Origin of the sequence: Streptococcus infantis (assembly GCF_047463275.1) — a bacterium.
Classification (GTDB): Bacteria; Bacillota; Bacilli; order Lactobacillales; family Streptococcaceae; genus Streptococcus; species Streptococcus infantis_AF.
This window is the reverse complement of record NZ_JASHEE010000002.1, coordinates 1-14142: the sequence shown is the minus strand read 5'-3', so window position 1 is coordinate 14142 and position 14142 is coordinate 1. Positions and strand designations below refer to the sequence as shown.

Here is a 14142-nt window from a genome sequence, read left to right as displayed (position 1 = left end):
AGTCTAAGATAAAAGATATCCATTTAACATGGATATCTTTTACTTTATTCAACAACAGCTTCAGCAATTTCTTCTGCAGTGATTCCTGCGAAGTAACGACCTAAGTTAATGGTATGAAGGGCTTTGAGGACATCTTCACGTTCGTATTTGACACCACGAAGGACATCTTCTACTGCTGCAACATCTTCGATACCGAAAAAGTCACCGTAAATCTTGATGTCTTGGATTTTTGACTCGATAACATTAGCAAAGATTTCAACCTTTCCGCTAGGGAATTTAGTTCCACGACGGACATTGTATTCAGGTGATTTCCCATAGTTCCAGTCCCAAGTTCCAAACTTAGTTTCTTTGATGCGATTGATTTCAGCCAATTCTTCATCTGAGAACACATACTCAGTCATCTCAGGGTATTCTTTTTTCATGTATTCCAAGAGTAAATCACGGAATTCTTCAACAGTAATTTTTTCTGGCAACTCATCGATGATATTCGTTACTCGAGCACGGACTGATTTAACCCCTTTTGATTCAAACTTATCTTTAGACACTTTAAGTGCGTTAGCTAGGACTGACAAATCCACGTCAAAGAGAAGACAACCATGGTGCATGATACGGCCATTGATATAGGCTTGTGCATTTCCACAGAATTTCTTACCGTCTATTTCCAAGTCGTTACGGCCTGTAAATTCAGCTTTAACACCAAGTTCAGCCAAAGTATTGATAACTGGAGTAGAGAAGCTCTTGAAGTCAAAGGCCTTGTTTTCATCTTCTTTTGAAATGATGGTATAGTTAAGGTTGTTCAAATCATGGTAAACAGCTCCACCACCACTGATCCGACGGACTACTTCAATACCATTTTCACGAACATAGTCACGGTTAATTTCTTCGATGGTATTTTGGTGACGTCCTACAATAATAGATGGTTTGTTGATCCAAAGAAGGAAGATTTGATCTTCATCAAGAAGATGTTTAAAAGCGTACTCCTCTAAAGCAATATTAAAGGCAGTGTCGTTTGAATGATTGATAATGTATTTCATAAGATACCTTCTAATACGATAGAGACTGGAAAACAATTCCAGTCTAGTCTATCTATTTTTATTTTTTCTTAGGTGAATGGATAGCCATTCCAAGAACATCCGCAAATGCTTCGTACATAACTTCAGAGTATGTTGGGTGTCCGTGGATTGTCTTAAGCATTTCTTCAACAGTGATTTCCATTTCGATGATGCTTGACGCTTCATTGATCAACTCTGCAGCAGCAGGACCAATGATATGAACACCAAGGATTTCACCATATTTCTTGTCTGCAATGACTTTAACAAATCCTTGAGCTGCATCTGATGCAATGGCACGTCCGTTTGCGGCAAAGTTGAATTTACCGATTTGGACATCATATTTCTCACGAGCTTGTTCTTCAGTCAAACCAACTGCTGCTACTTCTGGAAGTGTATAGATAGCTGCAGGAGTCAAGTTCAATTTGGCAACAGCGTGGTTTCCTTTAAGGGCATTTTCAGCAGCTACTTCACCCATACGGAAGGCAGCGTGAGCCAACATCTTAGTACCGTTGATATCACCTGGTGCATAAATACCAGGAACAGAAGTTTCCATGTACTCGTTAACCTTGATACGACCACGGTCTAACTCAAACTCAACTTCTCCGATTCCTTCAAGGTCTGGAACACGACCGATTGAAAGAAGTGCTTTATTTGCGATGATATCATCTTTTCCTTCAACCTTGATACGAAGTTTGCCATCTTCTTCAATAATTTCTTGAAGTTTAGTACCTGTCAAGATAGTCATACCTTTACGCTCAAGAATCAAACGGAGGTTTTTAGATACTTCTGCGTCCATTGCTGGGACAATGCGATCCATCATTTCGATAACAGTAACTTTTGAACCAAATGTCATGAAGGCTTGACCAAGCTCGATACCGACAACTCCACCACCAATGATCACAAGGCTTTCTGGTACTTCATTCATTTCAAGGATGTCATCACTAGTCATTACAAGAGATGATTCCATACCAGGAACGTTAATCTTGCTTACTTTTGAACCACCAGCAAGGATGATCTTCTTAGTTTCAAGCAATTCAGAACCATTTACCAAGACATTCTTATCTTTAGTAATAGTACCGATACCTTTATGAACATCAACTCCATAGCTACGAAGAAGTCCTGCAACACCACCTACAAGGGTATTGACAACTTTAGATTTTGTTTCTAAAAGTTTGTCCATATCAACTGTAAAGTTAGGGTTTTCAATTACGATACCACGATTTGCTGCATGACCGATATTTTCAATGATTTCAGCATTGTGAAGGTAAGTCTTAGTTGGGATACATCCACGGTTCAAACAAGTTCCACCAAGTTCAGATTTCTCAACAAGAGCAACCTTACCACCTAATTGAGCTGCTTTAATGGCAGAAACATAACCAGCAGGTCCACCACCAATAACAACGATATCATAAGCATCATCGCTCTTACCATCATCGTTCGAAGCACTTGCTGCAGGTGCTGGGCTAGCTTCTGGTGCAGCTGCTCCAGCTGTTGGGATATTTTCCCCTTCTTCACCAAGATAACCGATAACTTCAGTAACAGGTACAGTCTCGCCGTCCCCTTTCAGGATAGCGATCAAGTAACCGTCTTCTTCTGCTTCCAATTCCATGCTGACTTTGTCAGTCATGATTTCCAAAAGGATTTCTCCTTCTTTTACAAATTCTCCGACTTTTTTATTCCATTGGACGATTTGTCCTTCTGTCATATCCACGCCGGCTTTTGGCATAATTACTTCTAAGGCCATATCTTACTTCCTCTATCTATATTTCTAAAACAAATACTTTAAACCAACATTGAGATTGGGTTTTCAATTAAAGCTTTCAAGTCTTTCATAAACTTAGCACCAGCCATACCATCTACGACACGGTGGTCAATTGTTAAACCAAGACTCATAATTGGACGAATCACGATTTCACCATTTACTACAACTGGTTTCTCAATTGTTGAGCTAACCCCAAGGATTGCTGAGTTCGGTTGGTTAATGATTGGACCAAACGATTGAACACCAAACATTCCCAAGTTACTAATGGTGAAGGTTGAATTTTGCAACTCGCTAGGAGCTAGTTTACCATCCAAAGTACGTCCGATAACATCTTTAAAGGCAACTACCAACTCAGACAAACTCAATTTTTCAGCATTATAAACAACTGGCGTCATCAAACCATTATCCATTCCTACAGCCATCGCAAGGTTGACATAGTTGTGAGTGATAATTGTCTTACCATCTTCAGTTAATGACGCATTGATGTATGGGTGTTTCATAAGAGTCTTAACAACTGCAAGTGAAAGTAGGTCTGTAACGGTAATTTTCTTACCAGTTGCTTCCATGATTGGATCAAGGACTTTCTTACGAAGGGCAAGCAATTCAGACATATCGACATCATAGTTAAGCGTGAAGGTTGGTGCAGTCAAGTAAGATTCAACCATACGTTGAGCAATAACCTTACGCATTGGTGTCATTGGAATACGCTCGATTTCCCCATAAGGAGTTACGTTATCTGGAACTTCTTCCACTTTTTCAATCTGAGAAGGTGACTTAATCGTATCGTTTTCAATATTTTCAGGAAGGAAAGCTAAAACATCCTTCTTCATAATCTTGCCACGATGACCAGTTCCTTGGATTTCCTGCCATGCAATGTTATGTTCAAGGGCAATTCGTTTTGCAAGTGGTGAAATGCGAACCACATTAGTGTCTTTAAATGTTTCCACGTCTTCTTTGTGGACACGACCGTTTGCGCCTGAGCCAGAAATATCGTAGAGATTAATTCCTAAATCATCCGCTAATTTTCTAGCTGCAGGAGTCGCTCTTAGCTTATCATCAGCCATGACCTCTCCTATTCTATACTAAGATATTAAGGACGAAGAGGGCAATGAAAAAATAGGAGATTGACGATGTGTTCGATGAACACAAGGAAATCTATCTTTTTTTCACAGACCTCCGTCCGAATTCAATTACATGATGCAAAGGGCGTTTAAAAGCGACCGAAAAATAGGAAATCAACGTAGACTTCGATGAAGTCAAGGAGATTTATCTTTTTTCCGAGCTTTTAGCCCGTGCTCTAATCTAAGATATCAAGTACTTAGAGAACTTTGCATCTATTAGATACAAAGCTTCTCGTCTGATTTATTTACATAATTTATTTTATGTATTATTGTTTGTTGTGAGTTTTACGGATTGCATCTTTGATGCTTTCAACTGTCGGAATCATTGCATTTTCAAGATTTTGTGCGTAAGGCATTGGTACATCCTCACCTGCACAACGGCGAATAGGTGCATCTAAATAATCAAATGCTTCTGATTCTGAGATAATAGCTGAAATTTCACCGATAAAACCACTTGTCTTGTGGGCATCATTGACAAGAACTACTTTTCCTGTTTTCTTGACAGAGTTAATGATGATGTCTTTATCAAGTGGAACCAAGGTACGTGGGTCTACAACTTCTACTGAGATGCCTTCTTCAGCCAATTCTTCAGCTGCTTGCATGACACGACGAAGCATTTTACCGTATGTTACTACAGTTACATCAGTTCCTTCGCGTTTGATTTCTCCAACACCAAGTGGGATAGTATAGTCTGGATCAACAGGAACTTCACCTTTTTGGTTAAATTCTGATTTGTATTCAAGAATGATAACAGGGTTGTTGTCACGGATAGAAGACTTAAGAAGTCCCTTCATATCAGCTGGTGTACCTGGAGCTACAACCTTCAATCCTGGGATATGAGTAAACCAAGATTCCAATGATTGTGAGTGTTGTGCTGCAGAACCTACTCCGTTACCAGCGGCACAGCGGATTGTAATTGGTACTTGACCTTTACCACCAAACATGTAACGAGTTTTAGCTGCTTGGTTGACGATATTATCCATGGCAATAACAGAAAAGTCCATGAAAGTCATATCAACGATTGGACGAAGTCCAGTCATAGCAGCACCAGCAGCTGCTCCAGAAATAGCTGCTTCTGAAATCGGACAGTCACGAACACGTTCTGGTCCAAATTCCTCAAGCATACCTACAGATGTACCAAAGTCTCCACCAAAGACACCGACATCTTCACCCATCAAGAGTACATTTTCGTCGCGACGCATTTCCTCAGACATTGCAAGGATAATGGTATCGCGGAAAGACATTAATTTTGTTTCCATATTTCTCTACTTCTCCTTAGTCTGCGTAAATATCTTCAAAAGCTGATTCTAGTGGAGGGAATGGACTTTCTTCTGCAAACTTAACAGATGCTTCCACTGCTTCCTTGACTTGCGCTTGAATTTCTTCGAGTTCTTCTGCACTAGCAATTTTATTTGCAACAAGGTACTTGCGAAGATTTTCGATTGGATCTTTTTCTTTCCACTCATCGACTTCTTCACGTGTACGATATTTACCAGGGTCTGATGATGAGTGACCAAGCCAACGATAGGTTACACTTTCAATCAAGACAGGACCTTTACCAGAACGAACATGGTCAACTGCTTTCTTAAATCCTTCGTAGACATCGATAACATTGTTACCGTCTTCGATAAACATTCCAGGAATACCGTAAGCAGCACTACGCTCATGGATATGCTTGACATTTGTCATTTTCTTAATATCGGCAGAGATACCATAACCGTTATTGATACAGTAGAAAATTACCGGAAGATTCCAAATTGAAGCCATATTAACAGCTTCGTGGAATACACCTTCATTCGTCGCTCCATCACCAAAGAAGCAGACAACAATCTTACCAGTGTTTTTCATTTGTTGAGTAAGGGCAGCCCCTACTGCAATCCCCATACCACCACCTACGATACCGTTGGCACCAAGGTTACCTGCATCAAGGTCGGCGATGTGCATTGATCCACCTTTACCCTTACAAGTTCCAGTATACTTACCAAGGATTTCAGCCATCATCCCATTAAGATCGATTCCCTTAGCAATGGCTTGTCCGTGACCACGGTGGTTCGATGTTATGAGGTCGTCTTCGTTTAGAGCTAACATAGCCCCAACGTTTGCAGCTTCCTCACCAACAGAAAAGTGCGTCATACCTGGCACTTTTCCTTTTTTTACTAATTGAGCAATCTTCAAGTCCATACGACGAATTTCTTCCATCTTACGGAACATCTCAAGCAAAAGATTTTTATCTAAAGTTGACATAATCTTGCCTTTCTAAGTTTAATTTCTTATAGTTCTATTCTAACTTATAGGTTAACTAGAGTCAAAGATTATGCTTGATAATTTTTCACAATATAAAAAAAGAAAAGTCAATGAAATCAAGACTTTCCTTTACGTAAAATGACTATTTCACAAAGTGATTTCCATGGATATTTTCAACAAATTATTTGAATCTTTTCATAATAACTTGTAAACGCCACTGATAAAGTAATCCGCTGACAACTAAACTTACGATAAGACCTATCCAATATGAATAAGCATCGAGATTTGTTGAATAATCTAGAAACAAACCAAGAGGTATAGCAACTCCCCAGTATCCAAGGAGACCAAGGTAGAAAGGGATGACAGTATCTTTGTAGCCTCGTAAAATCCCTTGTAATGGTGCCGCAAATGTATCAGCTAACTGGAAAAATAAGCTATAGGTCATAAAACTAGCAGTTAGTTGAATAAACTCTGGATCATGACCATAGAGACTGGCAACATTTTCTCTAAAAACATACAGAAAAAAAAGCGTTAAAATTGCGAATGCCATAGCTGATAGTCGTCCAATTTTTATGTATTTCTTAGCATCCTCTAAACGTTTAGCACCAACTTCGTAAGAAACAACAATAGCCATTGCTGTTGAAACACTCATAGGAAAAGCGTACATGAGAGATGAAAAGTTCATGGCAGACTGATGACTAGCTATTATCAATGATGAAAACTTCGCCATAATCAAGCCAACGGCTGAAAAAATAGCAACTTCTGCAAATACAGTTCCACCAATAGGTAACCCCAGTTTTATCGCTTCTTTTATTTTATTCCTGTCTAAAGGTAGTCGGTTTTCTAAATGTAGTTCTTTTAATTTTTCTTGTTTAAGAAGGACTAGTATAGATATACCCAACAAGACCCAATAAGCCATAGAGGTCCCAAGTCCCGCTCCAGCTCCTCCCAACTCAGGAAAACCAAAGGCACCATAAATCAATAAATAGTTAAAACCACTATTGAGGGGGAGTAATAAAAGCATCAAATACATGGACAACCTTGTTAACCCAAGCGCATCCAGTAATGAACGGATAACACTAAAGAGTAGGAGAGGAATAATCCCTATTGCTAAAAACCATAGATAACGAACTGCTATATTTGCTACCGCTGCTTCTAATCCCATATTATTTAGAACTAGAGGAGCAACTAGAAAAACTAAAACAAATAGAAAAATGGATAAGCCAAGCGAAAGATAAAGAAACTGATAGAAATCAGAAGCCACTTCTTCTTTTTTTCCACGTCCTAAATGATGGCCAACTATAGGGACTAAGGCAGAAACAATACCTGTTAAAAAAGTAAAGAAAGGATTCCACAAGCTAGTAGCCATTGAAACACCAGCTAAATCAATCGTATTATATTGGCCGGTCATGGTCGTATCAACAAAGGAAGCCGAATAATTTGCGAATTGATAAACCAAAATAGGGAAGAAAATCTTAAGAAATAAAATGAACTTGTCTTTAAAATGATGGGTTGGATACATACAGACTCTCTCTAAATTTAAATTTTATAGAGCAGTATTTCATCTAGTTTTTATAAACAATCTGTCCATTACAAATAGTGTATTTTACCTGCCCTTTTAAAGTTTCACCGATAAATGGTGAATTAGCTGCTTTAGAAGCAAAATGTGTGTCTACAATTCGGCCAGCTTTATCATCAAAGATGGTAATATCAGCTGGACCATTTTCAGCCAAATAACCTGCTTCAAAATGATACAATTTTGCTGGGTTTACTGTCATTTTTTCTAACAACTGCATTAAGTTTAATTCTCCAGCTTCTACTAGGTAAGTTAAACCAAGTGACAAAGAAGTTTCAAGTCCGGTCATACCTGATGGTGCTTTAGTGATATCCTCGACATTCTTCTCATCTACATGGTGAGGAGCGTGGTCAGTCGCAATCACGGAAATAACTCCTGACTTAAGTCCTTCAATAACAGCCAAGCGGTCTGATTCCAAACGAAGCGGAGGATTCATCTTGGCATTGCTTCCTTGTGTTAAGAGAAGAGCTTCGGTTTTAGAGAAATGTTGCGGTGCAACTTCTGCTGTTACTTGCGCACCTAAACCTTGAGCGAACTCCACAACCTTAACACTTTCTTCCTTGGATAAGTGCTGGATATGAACATGGGCTTTTGTTGCATAGGCAATCATGACATCACGTGCAATCATTGCATACTCTGCAACCCCTGTAGCGCCACAAATATGGAAGTGTTCTTTAGCAATATTTTCATTAAAACCTAGCGTACCATTCAGATCAGGATCTTCCTCGTGTAAGCTGATAAAGGTGTTGAGTTTTTTAGCCTCTTCCATAGCTTCCTTGACCACTTTACTGCTTTCAAGAGGAATACCATCATCTGAAAAACCAACTGCACCAGCTTCTAAAAGCGCCTTAAAGTCAGTCAAGTCTTGGCCATTAAAGTTCTTGGTAATCGTTGCTACAGACTTAACGTTAATTTTTTCCTTGGCTGCAGATTGAAGAACTTCTTGCAAAGTCTCAACATCTGAAATGGTTGGGTTGGTATTAGCCATCATGACAACTGTCGTAAAACCACCAGCTGCTGCTGCTAGTGCACCTGTATGAATATCTTCTTTATGAGTTTGACCAGGTTCACGGAAATGAACATGGATATCCACCAAACCGGGTGCAACTACAAGACCAGTTGCATCAATGACCTCTGCATCTTTTTCACTAATTTGTGGTGCAATTTTGACAATTTTACCGTCTTCAACCAAGACATCACACACTTGATCCAAACCAGACTTAGGATCCATTACTCGACCATTTTTTATTAGTAACATCTGCTTTCTCCTTTATTCGTAGAAATCCACTTGGGTATCCAATAATTTATCACCATCATAAACAAACTTTGCTGAAAAGAATGGTTTATCTTCTAAAAGCCACTCTACGAAGGTGTGGTCTCCTTCCCAGGTTGGTTTGCTTAAAACCTCATCGTAAGGAACCCATTCTAAGGTCCCTTCATTACAGTCAATCAACTCACCTTCGAACTCAGTTACCTTAAACACATAGGTGTACCAGTCTAAATCTGGTGTGAACTCAGGAAAGGTGATTACACCTTTAAGAACTGGCTTAGCCTTCAATCCTGTTTCTTCTAAAATCTCGCGGGCCGCACATTCTTGTGGAGTTTCTCCACGCTCTAACTTTCCACCTACACCGATCCATTTTCCTTCATGGACATCATTAGGCTTTTTATTGCGATGAAGCATGAGCAGTTCTTTTCCGTTATCAATGTAGCAAATCGTCGCTAACTGAGGCATATTCTCTCCTTATCTAAGCCAATCAATCGGCTCTTGTCCTGTCTCTGTTAAGAATGTATTAGCCTTGGAAAAAGGCTTGGAACCCCAAAATCCTCTGTAAACGGAAAGGGGACTCGGATGGGCTGATTCGATAATCAAATGCTTAGGATTGGTCACCAATGATTTTTTCTTGCGTGCATAAGCTCCCCAGAGGACAAATACTACTGGTCTATCAAGATTATTGACAACCTTAATTACAGCATCTGTAAAAGGCTCCCATATTTGACCAGCATGACCGTTGGCCTCTCCTGCCGGAACTGTAAGACAAGCATTAAGAAGCAAAACGCCCTGCTCAGCCCAAGCTGTCAAATCATGGGTTGCTTTAACTCCAATATCATCAGCAAGTTCCTTAAGAATATTTTGCAAGGAAGGAGGTGCTGGGATATTATCTGGAACAGAAAAACTCAAACCTTGAGCCTGACCAGGACCATGATAAGGATCCTGACCAAGAATCACCACTTTAACCTCTTCAAGAGGAGTTGTCAAAAGAGCCTGAAAAACCTTTTCTTTAGGTGGATAAACAGTTCCTTGAGCGTAAACCTGCTCCATAAAGTGATTGATTTTCCCAAAATAACCCTCAGGTAATTGCTCTTTAACCAAAACATGCCAAGATGAGTGTTCCATTGATTTCTCTCCTTTACCATATCCATCGAAAAGCACGTCTTAATTCATCCGTACCATTTTTAAAAAAGCATAAACCATGTGCAAGTATGATTTTATCAGGTTTCCAGTTTAACATACGGGAAAAGGAAGTCTTTGCTTCCCTTTGTCTTCCTATGAAAGTCATCCGATAATCGATAGGAGTTTGTCCATCAGGGGATGTTACACGAGCTAAACGATAGAATCTTCTGCGGATTGGATTAGCTATCTTTTCCGGTTCAAAATTCTCTATGAGGTCTGTCACAATCAGTGTTTTAGTTGATTTATGAAAAAACACCACCTCTTCAATGACTGAACTTCCCCTAAAAATGAGTTGATCAATCTCATCAGACCATAAGTCAGGAGCCTTATCTGTTAAGGGAGCATCAAATACAACCTTGACTTTCTGACTTTTCGCTCTCTCTTCTACTCCTGGACTAGACCATGCTTGCGCATGAGGATATCTTTGTTTCCAATCTGCAATATAGGCGTAGTGAATCTTATTTGGTGAAATCAAGTAAGCGACTTTGCCCAAAGCGTCCAGTTCAGTGAAAAGTTTCTCATTTGGCGCAATAGGAGAATGAATCCAAAGTTTGCCATCATTTAGCTTAATCACCGTCATACGTGTCTGAAAAGGAAGTTTGAATATCTTCATGTCCATTTGAATCAAATCACCATCTACTATCCAGATATTTTGATCAACTTCCTTTAGTGTATACAATGGTTCATAAAGAGAAAGTTCTGCCCTTAACATCGTTATCTATTCCTTATTTCTTACTGCCTCTATTATAGCAAAAAGTGGCTATGGAAACCACTTTTTTACAGTTCTTATATATACTGTTATTGACTCTATTATTTGACATGAGTATTTACAGTATCAATCAGCCATTAAAAACTTTCCGATTGTATCAATAGCATACGAAAGTTGATTATTTACAGACATCATATGTTCACGATTGGCATCCATATAGTAGAGTTCAGATAAGCCACCCCTAGGAAGAAAGAGTGAATAGTGGATATTCATCTTCTCTCGAGTACTTAACTCTATATGATTGCTTATGATATACTTTAATTCTTTTAACGAGTTTACTTGAGCAACCACACCTTTTAGCTGATACTTCTCAATGAGGTTTAGCAAGTTGTCAATCTCTTCAATGACTTTAATTTCCATATCAGCACATCTTAGGAAAATCACTACAATGCATCCAAACAATCTAGTAAAGCTTGATAAGAGTCGATTTCATAAGTTGGCTGGGCTAAGCTCTTATTTTTTAGATGATGAGGATTGTACCAGATGGTATCAATGCCAGCATTATTTCCACCCTGAATATCAGCTGACAAAGAATCACCAATCATAAGGGCATATTTTTTATCAAAGTTAGAGATGCGAGCTCCTATTTTCTCATAAAATGCTGCATCTGGTTTTTGGGTATGGAGTTGCTCAGAAATGAAGATCTCCTTGAAAAATGTTGCGATACCAGATTGCTCCAAACGACCTGCCTGAATTGTAGTTATCCCGTTGGTGGCAGCGTAGAGTTCATATCCCTGATGTATCAAATTTTTTAATAAATCTTCCACACCTGGGAAAATCTGTCCCTGTTTTGATAGGAAAAACTGGTAGCGCTCTGCTAGATAGGCACCATCTTTTTCAACGCCAAAGTGAGCAAACAAACGTGAAAAGCGCGTGTTAACCAGCTCTTGTTTACTGATTTTTTTTTGCTCTAAATCCTTCCAGAGGGCCTTGTTCATAGGAACGTAATAATCTTTGTAGACTTGAATCTCCTCGACTCCTTCTTCTTTAAGAAGATGTGTTAAAGCTATATCCTCAGCAGCATCAAAATCAAGCAAGGTGTGGTCGAGGTCGAATAGTAGAAATTTGTAAGACATCAATTTACTAACCTCTATAGTTCCTTCAAATGTATTTGATGCTTATGAGTATATCATAAATTATTAAATTATCCAATAAGGATATTATAAACATTACTATTTATTTTATGCGATATTAATCAAAAATTTGCTAATATTTGTACTTTACAGCCGAGCAATAATTAAAAATATTAAGAAGTGTAAAATTATTAATAAATAATAGACAAGATAATTGAAAATAGCTTTCTTTATGGTATAATTTATAAATGGATATTTGTTTTAATTCATAGCTTAGAAGGAGGGGCTTGCTTCGATTATTAGTTTGAAAAATATCCAGTACCAATGATGAAATAATCCAGTTTATTGTTTGGAAGAATGCTCATCATAGGATACTAAAAACAATAAAAATTTTATAAATTATTTATTAGATTATATCTAATAAATTCTAAATATTAGGAGGAATATTATGCGTAATGTGCAGAAAAAGCACAAAGTCTTTGGTGCAGGATTAAGCATTTTAGGGGCAACTACAGTTCTATGTAGCAATTTTTTATCCCCGTTAAACACGGTTTATGCTGAATCTGGCGCTAGTGAATTAATGCCACCAGAAGGGGTACCTAGTAACTTTAATATTGTTTGGAGAGATGAATTTAACGGGAATAAGGTTGATCAAACAAAATGGGCCTTTGCCTATTCAGGTTTTGACACTGCTGCAGATACTCAAATGCACAATACTGATAACCCGGAAAACGTTTCAGTTTCTGATGGAGTTTTGCATTTAACAGCGCGCTACTCACCGACACGGGAACGTTGGAACTCAGCTACTAAACAAATGGAAACAGTTCCGCGTACAAATACTAAAAAAGACAAGAATGGAAATACCATTACTTATCCCGCACCATTTACATCCGGTGCACTTAATACATTCACCGACAAAGGTAAAGTAAAAGCATCTTTTAAAGGTGATTTCTATGCTGAAGCTCGTATCAAGTTACCAATGAGTGAATCATCATGGTCCTCTTTCTGGTTAACTGGTACTAATGGCAAGCAATGGCCACAAAATGGTGAAATTGATGTTTTTGAATCAAAAGGATATGATCCAAGCTTTCTACAAGCCAATACTCATACACCTAGATCAGAAAAGGATCTTACCCATAGCAAACAAACACAACGTCAGCTTTCTAATAATGGTGACACGCAGACCGACTTTCACACATACGGAGTCTTAAAGACTAAGGATAGCATTACCTTCTACTATGATGGAAAGGTTAATAAAACTGTTCCACTAAAAGACATCAAAGACCCAAATCCATTTCTTGATCCAGACAATGCTTTGGCTTTACGTTTAAGCCATATGGTCGGAGGTTCATTCCTAAAAGATGATAAGGGGAATGATTACACTGATGCAACTAAGCATATCGAGAGTTACCGTGATGGTTCTCGCTCAGATATGCTAGTTGACTATGTTCGTGTCTGGCAAGAAGGCCCAGAAGTAACAACTACAACTACTACAACAACAGAAGAGCCAACGACTACTTCTACAACTACTACAACAGAAGAGCCTACTACGACTACTTCTACAACTACTACAACAACAGAAGAGCCAACGACTACTTCTACAACTACTACAACAGAAGAGCCAACGACTACTTCTACAACTACTACAACAGAAGAGCCAACAACTACTTCTACAACTACTACAACAACAGAAGAGCCAACGACTACTTCTACAACTACTACAACAGAAGAGCCAACGACTACTTCTACAACTACTACAACAGAAGAGCCAACAACGACTACTTCTACAACTACTACAACAGAAGAGCCAACAACTACTTCTACAACTACTACAACAACAGAAGAGCCAACGACTACTTCTACAACTACTACAACAACAGAAGAGCCAACAACTACTACTTCTACAACTACAACAGAAGAGCCAACAACGACTACAACAGAAGTTCCTGTAACTACAACAGAAGCTCCTGTAACTACAACAGAAGCTCCTGTAACTACAACAGAAGCTCCTGTAACTACAACAGAAGCTCCTGTAACTACAACAGAAGCTCCTGTAACTACAACAGAGGCTCCTGTAACTACAACAGAAG

General features: G+C 38.8%; 13 protein-coding genes. 1 reads left to right on the top strand and 12 read right to left on the bottom strand.

Annotated elements, in window-relative coordinates:
• Positions 1–44: 44 nt before the first annotated feature.
• The 12 genes from QM923_RS02680 to pynA all read right to left on the bottom strand — a co-directional run bounded on the left by QM923_RS02680 (position 45) and on the right by pynA (position 12055).
• Positions 45–1034 carry a lipoate--protein ligase gene (locus tag QM923_RS02680; protein WP_006151770.1) on the bottom strand — a complete coding sequence of 330 codons (990 nt, stop codon included), beginning with the start codon at positions 1032–1034 and terminating at the stop codon, positions 45–47.
• Between the two features lie 58 nt (positions 1035–1092).
• Positions 1093–2796 carry a dihydrolipoyl dehydrogenase gene (gene lpdA / locus QM923_RS02675; protein WP_414290780.1) on the bottom strand — a complete coding sequence of 568 codons (1704 nt, stop codon included), beginning with the start codon at positions 2794–2796 and terminating at the stop codon, positions 1093–1095.
• Positions 2797–2834: 38 nt separating this feature from the next.
• Complete coding sequence (locus tag QM923_RS02670; RefSeq protein WP_414290779.1) at positions 2835–3878, bottom strand: dihydrolipoamide acetyltransferase; 1044 nt, start codon at positions 3876–3878, stop codon at positions 2835–2837.
• A gap of 323 nt (positions 3879–4201) precedes the next feature.
• Positions 4202–5194, bottom strand: coding sequence for an alpha-ketoacid dehydrogenase subunit beta (locus QM923_RS02665; protein WP_006152177.1), 993 nt, complete (start codon positions 5192–5194; stop codon positions 4202–4204).
• A 16-nt stretch (positions 5195–5210) separates the two neighbouring features.
• Positions 5211–6179, bottom strand: a complete 969-nt coding sequence (locus QM923_RS02660; protein ID WP_414290778.1) for a thiamine pyrophosphate-dependent dehydrogenase E1 component subunit alpha — start codon at positions 6177–6179, stop codon at positions 5211–5213.
• A 181-nt stretch (positions 6180–6360) separates the two neighbouring features.
• Positions 6361–7701, bottom strand: a complete 1341-nt coding sequence (locus tag QM923_RS02655) for an MATE family efflux transporter (RefSeq protein WP_414290777.1) — start codon at positions 7699–7701, stop codon at positions 6361–6363.
• Positions 7702–7744: 43 nt separating this feature from the next.
• Positions 7745–9013 carry a dihydroorotase gene (locus tag QM923_RS02650; protein WP_414290776.1) on the bottom strand — a complete coding sequence of 423 codons (1269 nt, stop codon included), beginning with the start codon at positions 9011–9013 and terminating at the stop codon, positions 7745–7747.
• 12 nt (positions 9014–9025) lie between these two features.
• Positions 9026–9490 carry an NUDIX hydrolase gene (locus QM923_RS02645; RefSeq protein ID WP_001135775.1) on the bottom strand — a complete coding sequence of 155 codons (465 nt, stop codon included), beginning with the start codon at positions 9488–9490 and terminating at the stop codon, positions 9026–9028.
• 9 nt (positions 9491–9499) lie between these two features.
• Positions 9500–10153: a uracil-DNA glycosylase gene (locus tag QM923_RS02640; protein ID WP_414290775.1), complete on the bottom strand. Its 654-nt coding sequence runs from the start codon at positions 10151–10153 to the stop codon at positions 9500–9502.
• 13 nt (positions 10154–10166) lie between these two features.
• On the bottom strand, positions 10167–10922 hold the full coding sequence (locus tag QM923_RS02635) for a DUF4336 domain-containing protein (RefSeq protein WP_414290774.1): 756 nt from the start codon (positions 10920–10922) through the stop codon (positions 10167–10169).
• Positions 10923–11045: 123 nt separating this feature from the next.
• Positions 11046–11339, bottom strand: coding sequence for a hypothetical protein (locus tag QM923_RS02630; RefSeq protein WP_414291042.1), 294 nt, complete (start codon positions 11337–11339; stop codon positions 11046–11048).
• Positions 11340–11362: 23 nt separating this feature from the next.
• Positions 11363–12055 (bottom strand): pyrimidine 5'-nucleotidase PynA, encoded by a 693-nt coding sequence (gene pynA, locus QM923_RS02625; RefSeq protein WP_414290773.1) that lies wholly within the window; start codon positions 12053–12055, stop codon positions 11363–11365.
• A 445-nt stretch (positions 12056–12500) separates the two neighbouring features.
• Here pynA and QM923_RS02620 point away from each other — a divergent pair.
• A partial coding sequence (locus QM923_RS02620; RefSeq protein ID WP_414290772.1) for a glycoside hydrolase family 16 protein occupies positions 12501–14142 on the top strand: 1642 nt, incomplete at its 3' end.

Excerpts from the sequence above, each read along its gene's own strand:
- QM923_RS02680 (WP_006151770.1), bottom strand. The coding sequence starts at position 1,034 with ATGAAATACATTATCAATCATTCAAACGACACTGCCTTTAATATTGCT.
- lpdA (WP_414290780.1), bottom strand. The coding sequence starts at position 2,796 with ATGGCCTTAGAAGTAATTATGCCAAAAGCCGGCGTGGATATGACAGAA.
- QM923_RS02670 (WP_414290779.1), bottom strand. The coding sequence starts at position 3,878 with ATGGCTGATGATAAGCTAAGAGCGACTCCTGCAGCTAGAAAATTAGCG.
- QM923_RS02665 (WP_006152177.1), bottom strand. The coding sequence starts at position 5,194 with ATGGAAACAAAATTAATGTCTTTCCGCGATACCATTATCCTTGCAATG.
- QM923_RS02660 (WP_414290778.1), bottom strand. The coding sequence starts at position 6,179 with ATGTCAACTTTAGATAAAAATCTTTTGCTTGAGATGTTCCGTAAGATG.
- QM923_RS02655 (WP_414290777.1), bottom strand. The coding sequence starts at position 7,701 with ATGTATCCAACCCATCATTTTAAAGACAAGTTCATTTTATTTCTTAAG.
- QM923_RS02650 (WP_414290776.1), bottom strand. The coding sequence starts at position 9,013 with ATGTTACTAATAAAAAATGGTCGAGTAATGGATCCTAAGTCTGGTTTG.
- QM923_RS02645 (WP_001135775.1), bottom strand. The coding sequence starts at position 9,490 with ATGCCTCAGTTAGCGACGATTTGCTACATTGATAACGGAAAAGAACTG.
- QM923_RS02640 (WP_414290775.1), bottom strand. The coding sequence starts at position 10,153 with ATGGAACACTCATCTTGGCATGTTTTGGTTAAAGAGCAATTACCTGAG.
- QM923_RS02635 (WP_414290774.1), bottom strand. The coding sequence starts at position 10,922 with ATGTTAAGGGCAGAACTTTCTCTTTATGAACCATTGTATACACTAAAG.
- QM923_RS02630 (WP_414291042.1), bottom strand. The coding sequence starts at position 11,339 with ATGGAAATTAAAGTCATTGAAGAGATTGACAACTTGCTAAACCTCATT.
- pynA (WP_414290773.1), bottom strand. The coding sequence starts at position 12,055 with ATGTCTTACAAATTTCTACTATTCGACCTCGACCACACCTTGCTTGAT.